Annotated in this window: 17 protein-coding genes; 16 read left to right on the forward strand and 1 reads right to left on the reverse strand. The window is 72.2% G+C overall.

The window, feature by feature from the left end:
* The 11 genes from IF655_RS29210 to IF655_RS29260 all read left to right on the forward strand — a co-directional run bounded on the left by IF655_RS29210 (position 1) and on the right by IF655_RS29260 (position 6,668).
* Positions 1–1,341, forward strand: a complete 1,341-nt coding sequence (locus IF655_RS29210) for an FtsK/SpoIIIE domain-containing protein (protein ID WP_199588156.1) — start codon at positions 1–3, stop codon at positions 1,339–1,341.
* Positions 1,342–1,355: 14 nt separating this feature from the next.
* Positions 1,356–1,532, forward strand: a complete 177-nt coding sequence (locus IF655_RS29215) for a hypothetical protein (protein WP_199588157.1) — start codon at positions 1,356–1,358, stop codon at positions 1,530–1,532.
* Between the two features lie 5 nt (positions 1,533–1,537).
* Positions 1,538–2,200, forward strand: a complete 663-nt coding sequence (locus IF655_RS29220; RefSeq protein WP_199588158.1) for a DUF2637 domain-containing protein — start codon at positions 1,538–1,540, stop codon at positions 2,198–2,200.
* A 19-nt stretch (positions 2,201–2,219) separates the two neighbouring features.
* Positions 2,220–2,408 (forward strand): mobile element transfer protein, encoded by a 189-nt coding sequence (locus IF655_RS29225; RefSeq protein ID WP_199588159.1) that lies wholly within the window; start codon positions 2,220–2,222, stop codon positions 2,406–2,408.
* 16 nt (positions 2,409–2,424) lie between these two features.
* Positions 2,425–2,742 (forward strand): SpdD protein, encoded by a 318-nt coding sequence (locus IF655_RS29230; protein WP_199588160.1) that lies wholly within the window; start codon positions 2,425–2,427, stop codon positions 2,740–2,742.
* Between the two features lie 94 nt (positions 2,743–2,836).
* Positions 2,837–3,019 (forward strand): hypothetical protein, encoded by a 183-nt coding sequence (locus IF655_RS29235; protein ID WP_199588161.1) that lies wholly within the window; start codon positions 2,837–2,839, stop codon positions 3,017–3,019.
* 5 nt (positions 3,020–3,024) lie between these two features.
* On the forward strand, positions 3,025–3,195 hold the full coding sequence (locus IF655_RS29240; RefSeq protein WP_199588162.1) for a hypothetical protein: 171 nt from the start codon (positions 3,025–3,027) through the stop codon (positions 3,193–3,195).
* Positions 3,192–3,887 (forward strand): DNA cytosine methyltransferase, encoded by a 696-nt coding sequence (locus IF655_RS29245; protein ID WP_199588163.1) that lies wholly within the window; start codon positions 3,192–3,194, stop codon positions 3,885–3,887. Before IF655_RS29240 ends, IF655_RS29245 begins: the two co-directional genes overlap by 4 nt.
* Complete coding sequence (repSA, locus tag IF655_RS29250) at positions 3,884–5,275, forward strand: replication initiator protein RepSA (protein WP_199588164.1); 1,392 nt, start codon at positions 3,884–3,886, stop codon at positions 5,273–5,275. The genes IF655_RS29245 and repSA overlap by 4 nt, the downstream gene beginning before the upstream one ends.
* The gene (locus IF655_RS29255; protein WP_199588165.1) at positions 5,272–5,460 is read left to right on the forward strand and encodes a helix-turn-helix domain-containing protein; all 189 of its coding nucleotides are present in this window, start codon (positions 5,272–5,274) and stop codon (positions 5,458–5,460) included. Before repSA ends, IF655_RS29255 begins: the two co-directional genes overlap by 4 nt.
* A complete protein-coding gene (locus tag IF655_RS29260) occupies positions 5,460–6,668 on the forward strand; it encodes a tyrosine-type recombinase/integrase (RefSeq protein ID WP_199588166.1) in 1,209 nt (402 codons plus the stop codon). The genes IF655_RS29255 and IF655_RS29260 overlap by 1 nt, the downstream gene beginning before the upstream one ends.
* 212 nt (positions 6,669–6,880) lie before the next feature.
* Here the strand turns inward: IF655_RS29260 and mtnA are convergent, their stop codons facing one another.
* Positions 6,881–8,023, reverse strand: coding sequence for an S-methyl-5-thioribose-1-phosphate isomerase (gene mtnA / locus IF655_RS29265; RefSeq protein ID WP_199588167.1), 1,143 nt, complete (start codon positions 8,021–8,023; stop codon positions 6,881–6,883).
* 137 nt (positions 8,024–8,160) lie between these two features.
* On the opposite strand from mtnA, the gene IF655_RS29270 reads away from it, so the two are divergent.
* The 5 genes from IF655_RS29270 to IF655_RS29290 are packed head-to-tail and all read left to right on the forward strand — an operon-like array spanning position 8,161 to position 13,741.
* Entirely contained in the window at positions 8,161–9,477 is a 1,317-nt protein-coding gene (locus tag IF655_RS29270; protein ID WP_199588168.1) for a hypothetical protein, read from the forward strand.
* Positions 9,478–9,511: 34 nt separating this feature from the next.
* Positions 9,512–10,243: a DUF4129 domain-containing protein gene (locus IF655_RS29275; RefSeq protein WP_307815101.1), complete on the forward strand. Its 732-nt coding sequence runs from the start codon at positions 9,512–9,514 to the stop codon at positions 10,241–10,243.
* Positions 10,240–11,442, forward strand: a complete 1,203-nt coding sequence (locus IF655_RS29280) for a DUF4350 domain-containing protein (RefSeq protein WP_199588170.1) — start codon at positions 10,240–10,242, stop codon at positions 11,440–11,442. Before IF655_RS29275 ends, IF655_RS29280 begins: the two co-directional genes overlap by 4 nt.
* Positions 11,439–12,431, forward strand: coding sequence for a MoxR family ATPase (locus IF655_RS29285; protein WP_199588171.1), 993 nt, complete (start codon positions 11,439–11,441; stop codon positions 12,429–12,431). The genes IF655_RS29280 and IF655_RS29285 overlap by 4 nt, the downstream gene beginning before the upstream one ends.
* The gene (locus IF655_RS29290; protein WP_199588172.1) at positions 12,431–13,741 is read left to right on the forward strand and encodes a DUF58 domain-containing protein; all 1,311 of its coding nucleotides are present in this window, start codon (positions 12,431–12,433) and stop codon (positions 13,739–13,741) included. Before IF655_RS29285 ends, IF655_RS29290 begins: the two co-directional genes overlap by 1 nt.
* Positions 13,742–13,852 lie beyond the last annotated feature (111 nt).

Below are 13,852 nucleotides of genomic sequence, written 5' to 3' on the forward strand. Positions count from 1 at the left end.
ATGACCGACCTGTCCACGGTGCTGGAGACCACTGGTGTCCTCGCGGGCGCTGGCGGTCTCGGGTACGCGAAGGTGTACGCGCCGCGCGTGTACTGGTCGCTGGTCGGGCTGCCGGTCACCTGGGGCCGGTTCACGATCTCCTACCAGTCCACGATGGACGTGTGCGGGCTGACGGTTCAGCCGTCCCGCCTCCGGGCGTTCCTGGCCCGGAACGTCGCCCACACCGAGGTGCAGCCGGTCCCGCCGAAGGTGCGCCGGGTCCGCGGGACCTCGACTGGGCTGCGGGTGACCCTGCGCCTGCCCGCCGGCCTCGAACCGGCCGACCTGGTGGCCGCCTCGGAGCGGCTGCGCCACGCCTGGGGCGTGCACTCGGTGACCGTGGCGGAGACCAAGCCCGGCCATGTCGAGCTGCGGATGACCGGCTATGACGTGCTGCGCCGGGTACGGATGCCCCGCAGGGCTCATGCTGAGGGACTGGCGGTGCCGGTGGCGCTCAGGGAGGACGGGACCGCGTTCGTGCGGGACTACCGCAAGGTCCCCATGGCACTCACCCTCGGGGCGAACAACTCGGGAAAGTCCGTCTACCAGCGCAACCTCATCAAGGGTCTGGCGAAGCTGCCGGTGGCCCTGGTCGGGATCGACTGCAAGCTCGGCGTGGAACAGTCCGCGTACGCGCCCCGGCTGTCGGCGCTGGCGACCACGCCCGATGCTTCGGCGTCGCTGCTGGACGTGCTCGTGGGTGAGATGGAGTCCCGGTTCGACCTGCTGAGCCTGCACGGCGTCTCCGACATGTGGGACCTCCCGGTCGCGTTACGGCCGGTGCCGGTCGTCGTCCTGGTGGACGAGGTGGCGGAGCTGTTCTTGATCTCCTCGAAGAAGGATGAGGAGCGCCGGGAGCGGATCGTGACCGCGTTGATCCGGCTCGCGCAGATGGCGCGTGCGGTCGGGATTCATCTGGAGGTGTGCGGGCAGCGCTTCGGCTCCGAACTCGGACGCGGGGCGACCATGCTCCGTGCCCAGCTCACCGGGCGGGTGGTGCATCGGGTCAACGACAAGCAGACCGCCGAGATGGGTCTCGCGGACGTGGCCCCCGACGCCGTGCTGACGGCCTCCATGATTCCCGCCGAGCGTCCCGGTACGGCGGTCGCCACCGACTCGACCGGGGGTTGGGCGAAGATCCGCACCCCACACATCTCGCGCGCCGAAGTGGCTGCGGTGTGCCGGGAGTTCGCCCACCTGGTCCCGGACCTTCCCGCCCTCGACCCGTACCGCCCGCACGTGCCCGCGATCGTCCCGGAGCCGGGTCCGTCGCTGGTCAAGCCGGTCCCGGTCACGGACTGAGAGGGGGAGTCGTCATGGCCACGCGCAAGAAGATCCCGCCGAAGCCGGTCCCCTGCCCCGACTGCGACGGCAAGGGTGAGGTCACCGAGACCGTTCGCGTCGGCGCCCGCAAGGGCCGCGCCACCGATGACCGACAGGCTGCGCTGTGCCTGTCCTGCCTGGGCTCCGGCGAAGCGCCGGACGGGGAGTGATCGCCGTGAACCGTTCGATCCGACTCGACGCCGTGCTGATTCAGGCCGTGATCGCCGGGGCGCTGTCCTTCGCTCACCTGCATGACCTGGCCGCCGCTGCCGGGCAGTCCGGCTGGAAGGCATGGGCCTACCCCGTCTCCGTCGACCTGCTGCTGGTGGCCGCCTGGCGTCGGCTGCGCGCGGGCCGGGACCGGTCCTCGTGGACCTGGTTCGCCATCGCGCTCACCGCGTCGCTCGGCGCCAACGTCGCCACCGCGGGTCTGCTCGATCTCGATCAGGTGCCTGCCTGGCTGCGCATCCTCGTCGCTGGCTGGCCCGCGCTCGCGTTCCTCGGCGGAACCCTCCTGGTCCACGCGCCCCGACCGGATGCCTCGCCCGAGGACAACACCGCGCCGGACCGTGAACCGGCCGCGCCGGAAGTCGAGATGCACCGCACCGACACCACCCCGGCGCCCGTGTCCGCTCCTGCGGAGCTGGCTCCGGCGCCGGTCAAGCCGCCTGCTCCGGTTCCCACGGTCCCGGCGGCCCTGCTCGACCACGCCCGCTCCATCGCGGACGCCCACCACAAGTCGACTGGCGAACCGATCACCGCCGACGCGCTCACCGCCCGGCTCGGCCTGCCCGCCCCGACCTGCCACGCCATCGCCGCACAACTTCAACTCACCTGAATCGGAAGGAGGTTGATCCATGAGCGTGTACCGCCGGTTCCGTGACGTACGCCGCTTCGGCCCGGTCACCGTCGCCACCTATCACGACGGCCGCGGCCGTACCCGGCACACCGCCGCCTGCTCCGCCCCCGGTTGCGGATTCTCCGCCGACTACGCCGACCGCTCCGCCGCCGAACTCGCCGCCCGCACCCACCGCTGCAACCCCTGACAGGAGGACAGACCTGATGTTCACCCCGAAGTACCCGCCCACCGACACCGCCCCGGTCGTGCCTGCCCCGGCGCCCACCGTGTCCGCGAGCACCCCGGCCACCACCACGCCGACCCCGGTCGTCCCGGCCTCGGCTCCGGCGTCGAACCGGCCGGTGGTTCAGCTCACCCCCGGCAGCACCCTGGCGCTCGTCGGCGGCGGCACCGCCGTGGTCCTCGTCGTCGGTGCCGTGCTGGTCTCCATGCTCCTGGCGGTCGCCATCACCGGCGTCTCCGTCGCGATCTGCGCCGTCGTCCTGCGCTCGCTCGTCAAGGACTCGCACAACCACCGCTGAACGGCCCCCGGAGCGGCCTCTGTCGCCAAACTTCGTCCGCTCCGGGTGCCTTCCCACCTTCCTGATCCAAAGGACCCGAAAGGGAAGCCCCATCATGCCTCAGCACGCCCCGACCCCGCGCGTGTGCCGCGACTGCGACGGTCACGCCTCGGCCATGGTCACCACCGGCGCCCGCACCCTCGACGGCAGCCGCGTCCTGGTCCGCGTCGACTGCCCCGCCTGCCAGGGCACCGGCCACCACGCCCCCGCCGCCGGCCTCGTTCGCGCCGGGCGGTGAGCGCCGTGGCTCTCCTCGACTGGCGCTCGCCCGAGCACTTCGATCACACCGGCGACAAGCCGTGCGTCCTGTGCGACAAGCCGACCCCACTCCGCTCCGACAAGGGCAAGCCCGTCCACAAGGTGTGCGCCGAACAGTGGCTCGACGCCCACGCCGAGAGCGAGGGCGACCGATGACCGCCCGACCTCGCGTGCTGGACCTGTTCTCCTGCGCCGGCGGCGCCGCCATGGGCTACCACCGCGCCGGATTCCAGGTCGACGGCTGCGACATCACCGACCGCCCCCGCTACCCGTTCACCTACCACCGGGGCGACGCGCTCGCCTACCTCGCCCACCTGATCGCCACCGGCGAGATCGAGCGGTACACCCTCGTGCACGCCTCCCCGCCCTGCCAGGCCGGCTGCGCCCTCACCGTGGGCACGAACGCCTCGCAGGGCTGGGGCGGCACGCACACCGACCTCGTGGCGGCCACCCGCGAACTCCTCGACGCCACCGGCCTGCCGTACGTGATCGAGCAGCCCAACGGTCGCGCGGAGATCCGCAAAGACCTCTCGCTGTGCGGCGAGATGTTCAAGCTCGGCGTCCTACGGCACCGCAACTTCGAACTCGGCCGCTGGTCCACCGCCCGACCCGCCCACCCCCGGCACCGCGGCTACGTGCGCGGTCACCGCCACGGCGTCCGCCGGGACGGCCCCTACGTCGCCGCCTACGGCAACGGCGGAGGCAAGGCCACCGTGCCCGAGATGCAAGCCGCGATGGGCATCACCTGGACCGACGTGCGCGAGGAACTGACCGAAGCCATCCCGCCCGCCTACACCCGCTGGATCGGCAACGCCTTCCTGACCGCCCGCCAGGAGGTGCTTGCGTGACCGACACCGCCACCGCGGCGGGCCTGGACCCGGCCACCCTCGCCGACGTGCTGAGGCTGGCCGGGTCTCCCGGCTTCGACCGCATCCAAGACCAGATCCGCCGCACCGGCGGCTGCACCGACCCCATCCACCTTCAGGGCGCGACCGTCACCCGCGACGCCTCGACCGGCCACGTCCTGCACCGCTACTCGACCGACACTGAGCCCGGCGGTCGGCTCCGCATCGCCTGCGGCAACCGCCGCGCCTCCCGCTGCCCCTCGTGCGCCTGGACCTACGCCGGCGACACCTACCACCTGATCCGCGCCGGACTCGTCGGAGACCCCGACAAGGGCACCCCGACCACCATCCGCGACCACCCGCGGGTGTTCGCAACCCTCACCGCCCCGTCGTTCGGCCCGGTCCACAACCGCCCCGGCAACCGGCCCTGCCGCTGCGGCACCCGGCACGCCGAGGACGCCCCAGAGCTAGGTACGCCGCTCGACCCCGACAGCTACGACTACGCGGGCGCGGTGCTGTGGAACAACCACGCCTCCGACCTGTGGCGCTACTTCACGATCTACCTCCGCCGCGAGATCGCCCGCGCCGCCGGGCTCACCCAGAAGACCGCGAAGGAAGAGTCCCGGATCTCCTTCGGGAAGGTCGCGGAGTACCAAAAGCGTGGCGCCGTGCACTTCCACGCCGTGATCCGCTTCGACGGCCCCGAAGGGCCCGACGACCCGCCGCCGCCCTGGGCCACCGGCGACCTTCTCGACGCCGCGATCCGCGCCGCCGCCGCCCGCGTCGCCGTAGACGTGGACCCCGCCCGGGACCAGCCCGCTCGGACCCTGCGGTGGGGCGAGCAGATCGACGTGCGCCCTATCCGCGCCTTCGGGGACGGCTCGGAGATCACAGAACAGGCCGTGGCCTCCTACGTCGCCAAGTACGCCACCAAGGCCGCCGAAACGACGGGGACCGTGGACCGCCGCATCGGCAACAAGGAAGCCCTCGCCCTGCTCGACGTGCCCGAGCACCCGGCCCGGCTCATCGCCGCCTGCCTCGACCTCCACCCGCTCTACCCCGAGCGGAAGTTGCGCGACTGGGCCCACATGCTCGGCTTCCGCGGGCACTTCTCCACCAAGTCCCGCCGCTACTCCACCACCCTCGGCGCCCTCCGCCAGGTCCGCGCCGACTACCGCGCGAGCCAGCAACGTGCCGCCCTCGGCCTGCCCGCCCCCGACGACGAAGAGGCCACCACCCTCACGCTCGCGCACTGGGCCTACGCCGGCCACGGCCACACCCCCGGCGAATCCTGGCTCGCCGCCAACATCCGCCGCGACATCCAGCACAACCGCGAAGCCGCCCGCGAGGAACTGCCCGCTCTGTTCGACCTGGAAGGAGCCGCCGCGTGACCACCGCACCTGTCGAACTGCTCACCGTGCCGGAGGTCATGGCGCGGCTGAAGCTCGGTCGCAGCAAGGTCTACGACCTGATCCGCTCCAAGCGGCTCGTGTCGTTCACCGAGGGGCGGTGCCGCCGCATCCCAGAAAGCGCGCTGCGGGAGTACGTGCGGACCCGGCTTGAGGAGGCGTCCTGATGGCCCGGCGCCGCAAGCGCAATCCGAACGGCGCGGGCACGGTCACCCTGCGGGCCGACGGCCGCTATCAGGCTGCCGTCTACGTCCCGCAGCCGGACGGGACGGTGAAGCGGAAGTTCGCCTACGGCCGGTCCTTCGAGGAGTGCGACCGGAAGCGCCGCGAGCTGATCGACCGGGCCAACGGAGGCATCCCAACGCCGACTCGGGACATGACGCTGGGTCAGTGGTTCGACTACTGGCTTGAGGTCATCGTCAAGCCGAACTTGGCGCCGAGCAGCTACGACGCATACGAGTCTCCCGTGCGTCTGCACCTGCGTCCCCGGCTGGGCTCCAAGGTCATGGTGAAGCTGGGCGTCAAGGAGCTTCGCGGGGTCATGCAGCGCCTCATGGAGGACCAAGGGGCCAAGACCGCCAAGCGGGCTCTCCGCGTCCTCTCAGCGGCGCTCACGGCCGCCATGGTGGAAGACATCGGGGTCACTCGGAACGTGGCCAAGCTCGTGCATGTGCGGGCAAGTACGGACAGCGGGAAGAGCTGGGACGCCGTGACGGTGCTCCGGTTCCTGGCTGCCGCGCGCCGGCTGACGCCGTACTACCCGGCGTTCCTGCTGCTGTGCCTCCTGGGCCTGCGTCGTGCCGAGGTGTGCGGCCTGCGCTGGGAGAACATCGACCTTGAGAACCGGGTCATCTGGGTTGAGCAGCAGCGGCAGCGCACCAGCGCCGGGACCATTGACGCGGAGCTGAAGACCGACACCTCAAAGGCCCCTCTCCCGCTGCCCGCGCAGTGCATCGCGCCGTTGCGGTGGACCCGGATGCGCACAGCCATGCTTCATGACCGGGCCGAGCGCCTCGGCCGCTTCTGGTTCGATGACCCCGAGGGGCACGTGTTCGTCACCCGGACCGGGCGCCCGCTCCAGACCGCGCATCTCTACCTCGTGATGCAGCGGATCATCCAGGCTGAGGGTCTGGGCAAGATGAACCCGAAGGGGCTGCGCAAGTCGTGCGGCACCCTCCTGGTCCATCTCCGGGTGCACCCCCGGATCGTGAAGACCATCCTGCGACACAGCCGGATTGCCACCACCATGGACATCTACGCCGAGTCCCTCGACCCCGACGTGATCGAGGCCGTGGGCCAACTCGACCGCCTGTTGCGGCAGCCCGCCCGCCTCCGCGAGCTGGAGGCGTCCCGCTCGACTCCACCCGGCGACTGATGTCGCATTTGGATGTCACGGCCCTTCGCCCCGCGCTTCCGCGCAGGTCGGGGGGCCGTTGCCGTTGATCAGGGCAAGAGCATCCCATTCTCGTAACGACTGCAGAGGCGCAGGTGAGCAGGCTCACTGGCCTGTGACGATAGTCGTACCGGGGCGTCACTGTCTGCCCCGGTCCCCCCGAGAACGACGCCGTGGACACCGACGGGGTTGACTCACGGGGCCGGTTGCCGCTCCGACTTCGCGTAGAGCCTGGCCAGCGACTCGGCCGTCACCGGAGAAACCGTGCCCTCCTCGGTGACGATCGCCGTCACAAGTTCCGGCGGTGTGATGTCGAAAGCCGGGTTGTACGCCTGCGTGCCCAGCGGTGCCACGGGGACGCCGCCGCCCGGTCCCGCCACCGGCACCTGCGGCACGCTGAACTCGGTCACCTCGTACCCCGGGCGCTGCTCGACCTCGATGGAGGCGCCGTCCGGGGTCGCGGGGTCGACCGTGGTCAGCGGGGCCACGACGATGAACGGCACGTGGTGGTAGCGCGCCAGCACCGCGAGCGGATAGCTGCCGACCTTGTTGGCCACCGAGCCGTCCGCCGCGATCCGGTCCGCGCCGATCAGCACCGCGTCCACCTCGCCCGCCGCGAACAGCGAACCGGCCGCGTTGTCCGTGAGCAGCGTGTACGCCATCCCGCTGCGCGCCGCCTCGTATGCCGTGAGGCGGGCGCCCTGGAGCAGCGGGCGCGTCTCGTCCACCCACAGCCGCCGCAACTGCCCCGCCCGGTGCGCGGCCAGCGCCACCGCGAACGCCGTGCCCTCCCCGCCCGACACCAGCGCGCCGGAGTTGCAGTGGGTCAGGACGCGGTGACCGCCGCCCGGCAGCAGCTCGTCCAGCAGCGCCAGCCCGTGCGCGGCCATCCGGGCACTGGCCCGCGCGTCCTCCTGGTGCAGCGCCCGCGCCGCGTCCAGCGCCGCCGTCGTCGCCACGGTCGGGTCACCGCTGACGGCGAGCGCCGCCCGGTACGCGGTCAGGGCCCGGTCCACACCGACGGACAGGTTCACCGCCGTCGGACGGGCGTCCACCAGCGCCTGCGCGGCCTCGTCCACGTCGAACCCGCGCGCGGCGGCGAGCGCGACACCGTACGCCCCCGCGATACCGAGCACGGGCGCCCCGCGCACGGCCAGCGAACGGATCGCCTCCACCAGCGCGGAGGCGTCGGTGCACACCAGCTCCACCTCTTCGGTAGGCAGCCTGGTCTGGTCGAGAAGGATCAGTACGGGTCCTTCGGGTGGTTCTTCCCAACGGATCACGGGTATCTCGGTCGGCCGCTTGTCCTCGCCCGGTCGCGCGTGCTGATCAGCCATGCGATGAGTCTGCCCCGGATCCGGCGGACAATTGACGGAGTACGGCTCCACCTCGGCCGGTCACACGACGACCGCCCCATGGCACGATGGCTGCCAACCTGCCGCCGCGATCACGCGGGCACCGTTAAGGAGCTTCGATGAGTGACACTCCGGGCTGGGCGTCGCCCGGATCGACCCCGTCGTCCGAGGGGCGGGAGCCGGGCGCGACCGGTCCCGCCGAACCCGCCGAACCCGGGGCGAAGCAGCCCGAGGCGTCTGCGCCGGACACGGGCGCGAAGTGGGCCGAGGGACAGCCCCCGCCCGCCCAGTGGTCCGCTCCGACCGGTCCGCAGGCGCCGGGTCACACCCCGCCGCCTCCCCCGCCCGGACCGGGCTGGGGCGCCCCGCATCCCGGCGGATACGCGAACGGATACGGCGGCGGCCACGGCACCCCCGGCGGCTGGGGAGGCGGCTGGAGCGGTCCGCCGCCCGCGGCCAAGCCCGGCATCATCCCGCTGCGCCCGCTGGGCGTCGGCGAGATACTCGACGGCGCCGTCTCGACCATGCGCACCTACTGGCGCACGGTCCTCGGCATCTCGCTGACGGTCGCCGTCGTCGTCCAGGTGATCACGCTGCTGCTGCGCGGCTTCGTCCTCGACGAGACCGTCACCTTCAGCGACCCCACCCTCACCGCGAACGAACTGGGCCGCACGCTCGGCAACGACACGCTCAACAGCCTGGCCGTGGCAGCCATCCTCCTGCTCGGTTCGCTCTTCGCCACCGGCCTGCTGACCAGCGTGACCAGCCAAGCCGTCCTCGGCCGACCCGTCAGCATCGGCGAGGCATGGCGCCAGGCCCGCCCCCGGCTGCCCCGCCTGCTCGGACTGCTCCTGCTGCTGAGCGCCATGCTCCTCGGCATCTTCGCCGTGGGCCTCGCACCCGGCATCCTGATCGGCACGACCGGCGGCTCCACCGCCGCCACGGCACTCGCGCTCCTGCCCGGTCTCCTCGGCGCCTTCCTGGTCGTCGTATGGCTGATGGTGCGCTACTCGCTGGCCCCCTCCGCGCTCATGCTGGAACGGCAGAGCGTCCTCAAGTCGATGAGCCGCTCCACGAAGCTGGTGAACGGCTCCTGGTGGCGCGTCTTCGGCATCCAGGCACTCGCCTGGATCATCACCAACGTCGTCTCCTCGATCCTGGCGATCCCCTTCCTCGCCATCGCGTTCGCCCTGAACAACGGCAACCTGCTGGACACGCTCAGCACCGGCGACGGACACCTGAGCTGGTCGTTCCTGATCATCTCCGGCATCGGCTCGGTGATCGCCTCCACGATCACGATCCCGCTGAACGCCGGCATCGCCGTCCTGCTCTACATCGACCAGCGCATCCGCCGCGAGGCACTCGACCTCGAACTGGCCCGCGCCGCCGGAGTCCAGGACCACGGCACGGGCCCGGCGCCCGTACCGGGAAGCTGATGCGGTGAGCCTGACGGGGGGAGTTCTCACGGCGGTGCCCGCTCTGCACACCGCCACCGCGTCGGCCGCCCGCTTACTGCTGCGCGCGGCACACCCGACCCTGGCACTCGGCGGCTCCGGCGACGGACCACCGGTCACCGTCCCGCGCGATCCCGCGCGCGAGGCGGCCCGGCGCGAACTGTCCAAGCCGATGTACCACGAGAACGACCCCAGCCTCTTCCAGCGCGCCCTGGACGCCTTCTGGGACTGGCTGGACCGGCTGTTCGGCCGCGCCGCCACCGCGACCCCGGGCGGCACACTGGGGCTCGTCGTCGTGGTGCTGTGCGTCGTCGCCCTGCTCGCCGCCCTGTGGTGGCGGCTCGGCACCCCCCACCGCACGCCCGCCTCCGCCGCGCCCCTCTTCGCCGAACGCCCCCGCACCGCCGCCGACCACCGCGCCACCGCCGAGGCACACGCCGCCCAGGGCCACTGGAACCAGGCCGTCCAGGAGCGCGTACGAGCCGTCGTCCGCGCCCTGGAGGAACGGACCCTGCTCGACGCCCGCCCCGGCCGCACCGCCGACGAAGCGGCCGCGGAAGCCGGACACGCCCTGCCCGACCACGCCGACCGACTGCGCTCGGCGGCCCGGGACTTCGACGACGTCACATACGGCGGCCGCAGCGCGAGCGAGGACACGTACCGGCGCCTGAGCGCACTCGACCTCGACATCGAGCGCGCCCGCCCCGTCCTCGCGGACCACGCCCCCCACCAGGGGGACGCCGGATGACCGCCGAGGCGATGCCGTCGCCCAGGTCGACCTCCCTCACCGCCCGCCAGATGTGGACCCGCGGACGGGGTCTCCTGATCGCCCTCCTGCTGATCCTCACCGGCGCCATCGCCATGGCCGCCATCCGCTCCCACTCGGTCCACGGCGAACTGGACCCCCGCTCCGCCGACCCCTACGGCAGCCGCGCCGTCGCCGAACTCCTCGCCGACCACGGGGTCTCCACGCGCGTGGTCACCACACCCACCGCCGCCCGCGCCGCAGCCGGCCCCCGCACCACCCTCCTCGTCGCCGCACCCGACCTGCTGAGCCTGCGTCAACAGGCGCTGCTCTACACCGCCACGCAGTCCTCCGGCGGACGCACAGTCCTCGTCGCCCCCGGCCCCTGGTCCATCGACCGGCTCGCCCCCGGCGTCGGCGCGGACCCCGCCACCAGCGACCACTCCACCCTCGCCCCCGCCTGCTCCCTCCCCGAAGCCCGGCGCGCGGGCAGCGCCGACACCGGCGGCATCCGCTACAGCACCTCCGTCCCCGGCGCGGACACCTGCTACCCCAGCGAACGCCTCGCCACCCTGCTCCGCCTGCCGACCGGCTCCCACAACGGCGACACCGTCGTCCTCGGCGCTCCCGACATCCTCCTCAACAAGCGTCTCGACCAGCAGGGCAACGCCTCGCTCGCCCTGCAACTCCTCGGCTCCCGGCCCCATCTGGTCTGGTACCTCCCCTCGCTCGACGACTCCTCCCTCACCGACACCCAGGACCGCAAGAGCCTCTTCGACCTGCTCCCCTCGGGCTGGCTCTGGGGCACCCTGCAACTGTTCGTCGCCGCACTCCTCGCCGCACTCTGGCGGGGACGGCGCTTCGGCCCGCTCGTCCCGGAGAACATCCCCGTCGCGATCCGCGCCTCCGAGACCACCGAAGGACGCGCCCGCCTCTACCGCAAGGCCGACGCCCGCGACCGCGCCGCCGACGCCCTGCGCGCCGCGACCCGCGCCCGCCTCGCCCCGCTCGTCGGCGTCCCCGCCGCCCAGGCCCACACGCCGGAGGTCCTCCTCCCGGCCCTCTCCGCCCACCTGGCGGACGGCGACCGCCAACCCGCCGCGCACTCCCTCCTCTTCGGACCGCCGCCCACCGACGACGCCGCCCTCGTCGCCCTCACCGACCGACTCGACGCCCTCGAAAGCGAGGTACGCCGTCCATGACGGACCCGACCACCGACAACGCCGGAAACACCGGGGACGCGGACACCGCCCGAGCCTCCCTGGAAGCCCTGCGCGCCGAGATCGCCAAAGCCGTGGTCGGCCAGGACCCCGCCGTCACCGGGCTGGTCGTCGCTCTCCTCTGCCGTGGACACGTCCTCCTCGAAGGCGTCCCCGGCGTCGCCAAGACACTCCTCGTGCGCGCACTCGCCTCGGCCCTCGAACTCGACACCAAACGCGTCCAGTTCACCCCCGACCTGATGCCGAGCGACGTCACCGGCTCGCTGGTCTACGACGCCCGCACCGCCGCGTTCTCCTTCCAGCCCGGCCCCGTCTTCACCAACCTCCTTCTCGCCGACGAGATCAACCGCACCCCGCCCAAGACCCAGTCCTCCCTCCTGGAAGCCATGGAGGAACGCCAGGTCACGGTCGACGGCACACCCCGCCCGCTGCCCGAGCCGTTCCTCGTCGCCGCCACCCAGAACCCCGTGGAGTACGAGGGCACCTACCCGCTCCCCGAAGCCCAACTGGACCGCTTCCTACTGAAGCTGACGATCCCTCTGCCCTCACGGCAGGACGAGATCGACGTCCTCACCCGCCACGCCTCCGGCTTCAACCCCCGCGACCTGCGTGCCGCCGGGGTACGTCCCGTCGCCGGTCCCGCCGACCTCGAAGCGGCCCGCGCCGCCGTCGCCAAGACCACCGTCTCCCCCGAGATCACCGCCTACGTCGTGGACATCTGCCGTGCCACCCGCGAGTCCCCCTCCCTCACCCTGGGCGTCTCCCCTCGCGGCGCGACCGCCCTGCTCGCGGCGGCACGCGCCTGGGCCTGGCTGACGGGCCGTGACTACGTCATCCCCGACGATGTGAAAGCCCTCGCCCTGCCCGCCCTGCGCCACCGCGTCCAACTGCGCCCCGAGGCCGAGATGGAGGGCGTGACCACCGACTCCGTCATCAACTCCGTCCTCGCCCACGTCCCGGTGCCCCGCTGATGCCGCTCACCGGGCGCGCCGCCCTGATCGCGGCCCTGGGTTCCGTGCCCGTCGGTGTCCTGGAACCCAGTTGGACCGGGCTCCTCGCGGTCAACGGCTCCCTGGCCCTGGCCTGTGCCTGCGACTTCGCTCTCGCCGCACCCGTGCGACGTCTCCTCCTCACTCGCTCGGGCGACACCTCCGTCCGTCTCGGCGACACCGCCGATGTCACGCTCACCGTCACCAACCCGTCCCGCCGCCTGCTGCGCGCTCGCCTGCGGGACGCCTGGCCGCCCAGCAGTTGGCAACCAGGCACCGAACTGGACAGCTCCCGGCACCGCCTGACCGTCCCGCCCGGCGAACGCCGCCGCGCTACGACCCGGCTGCGCCCCACCCGCCGCGGCGACCGCCAAGCCGACCGCGTGACCATCCGTTCCTACGGCCCCCTCGGGCTCTTCTCCCGTCAGGGCACCCATCGAATCCCCTGGACACTACGGGTTCTGCCCCCGTTCACCAGCCGAAAGCACCTCCCGTCGAAACTCGCTCGATTGCGTGAACTAGACGGTCGTACAAGCGTCCTGACACGCGGTGAGGGCACCGAATTCGACAGCCTCCGCGAGTACGTCCCCGGTGACGACACCCGCTCCATCGACTGGCGCGCCACCGCCCGCCAGTCCTCCGTGGCCGTCCGCACCTGGCGCCCCGAGCGCGACCGCCGCATCCTGCTCGTCCTGGACACCGGACGCACCTCGGCCGGCCGCGTGGGCGACGCACCGCGCCTCGACGCCTCCCTCGACGCCGCGCTCCTCCTGGGCGCCCTCGCCTCCCGCGCGGGCGACCGCGTGGACCTGCTGGCCTACGACCGCCGGGTACGTGCTCTCGTCCAGGCGAAATCCGCAGGCGATGTACTGCCCGCACTGGTGAACGCGTTGGCCTCCCTCGAACCGGAACTCGTCGAGACCGACGCCCGCGGCCTCGCCGCCACGGTCCTGCGTACGACTTCTCGTCGCTCCCTCGTCGTCCTCTTCACCACACTCGACGCGGCACCGGTGGAGGAGGGCCTGCTGCCGGTACTCCCCCAGCTAACGAGCCGTCACACGGTTCTGGTGGCTTCGGTCGCCGACCCGCACATCGCGGCGATGGCGCGGGCACGGGGCGACGTCGACGCGGTGTACGAGGCTGCGGCGGCCGCGCAGGCTCAGCGTGAGCGCGAGCGGACGGCGGATCAACTGCGGCGCCACGGCGTGACGGTAGTGGACGCGACACCGGACGAGCTGGCACCCGCGGTCGCGGACGCATATCTCGCACTGAAAGCGGCCGGTCGGCTCTGACAATGCGTACCCCTGTCCCCGCGAAAGGGAAAAGGGTCCGTAAACGCAGAAAACCCCCGCACCAACGGTGCGGGGGTTTTCCCTAAAATTTGTTCGGCGGCGTCCTACTCT

Origin of the sequence: Streptomyces sp. DSM 110735 (assembly GCF_016482685.1) — a bacterium.
In the GTDB taxonomy this organism is placed as follows: Bacteria; Actinomycetota; Actinomycetes; order Streptomycetales; family Streptomycetaceae; genus Streptomyces.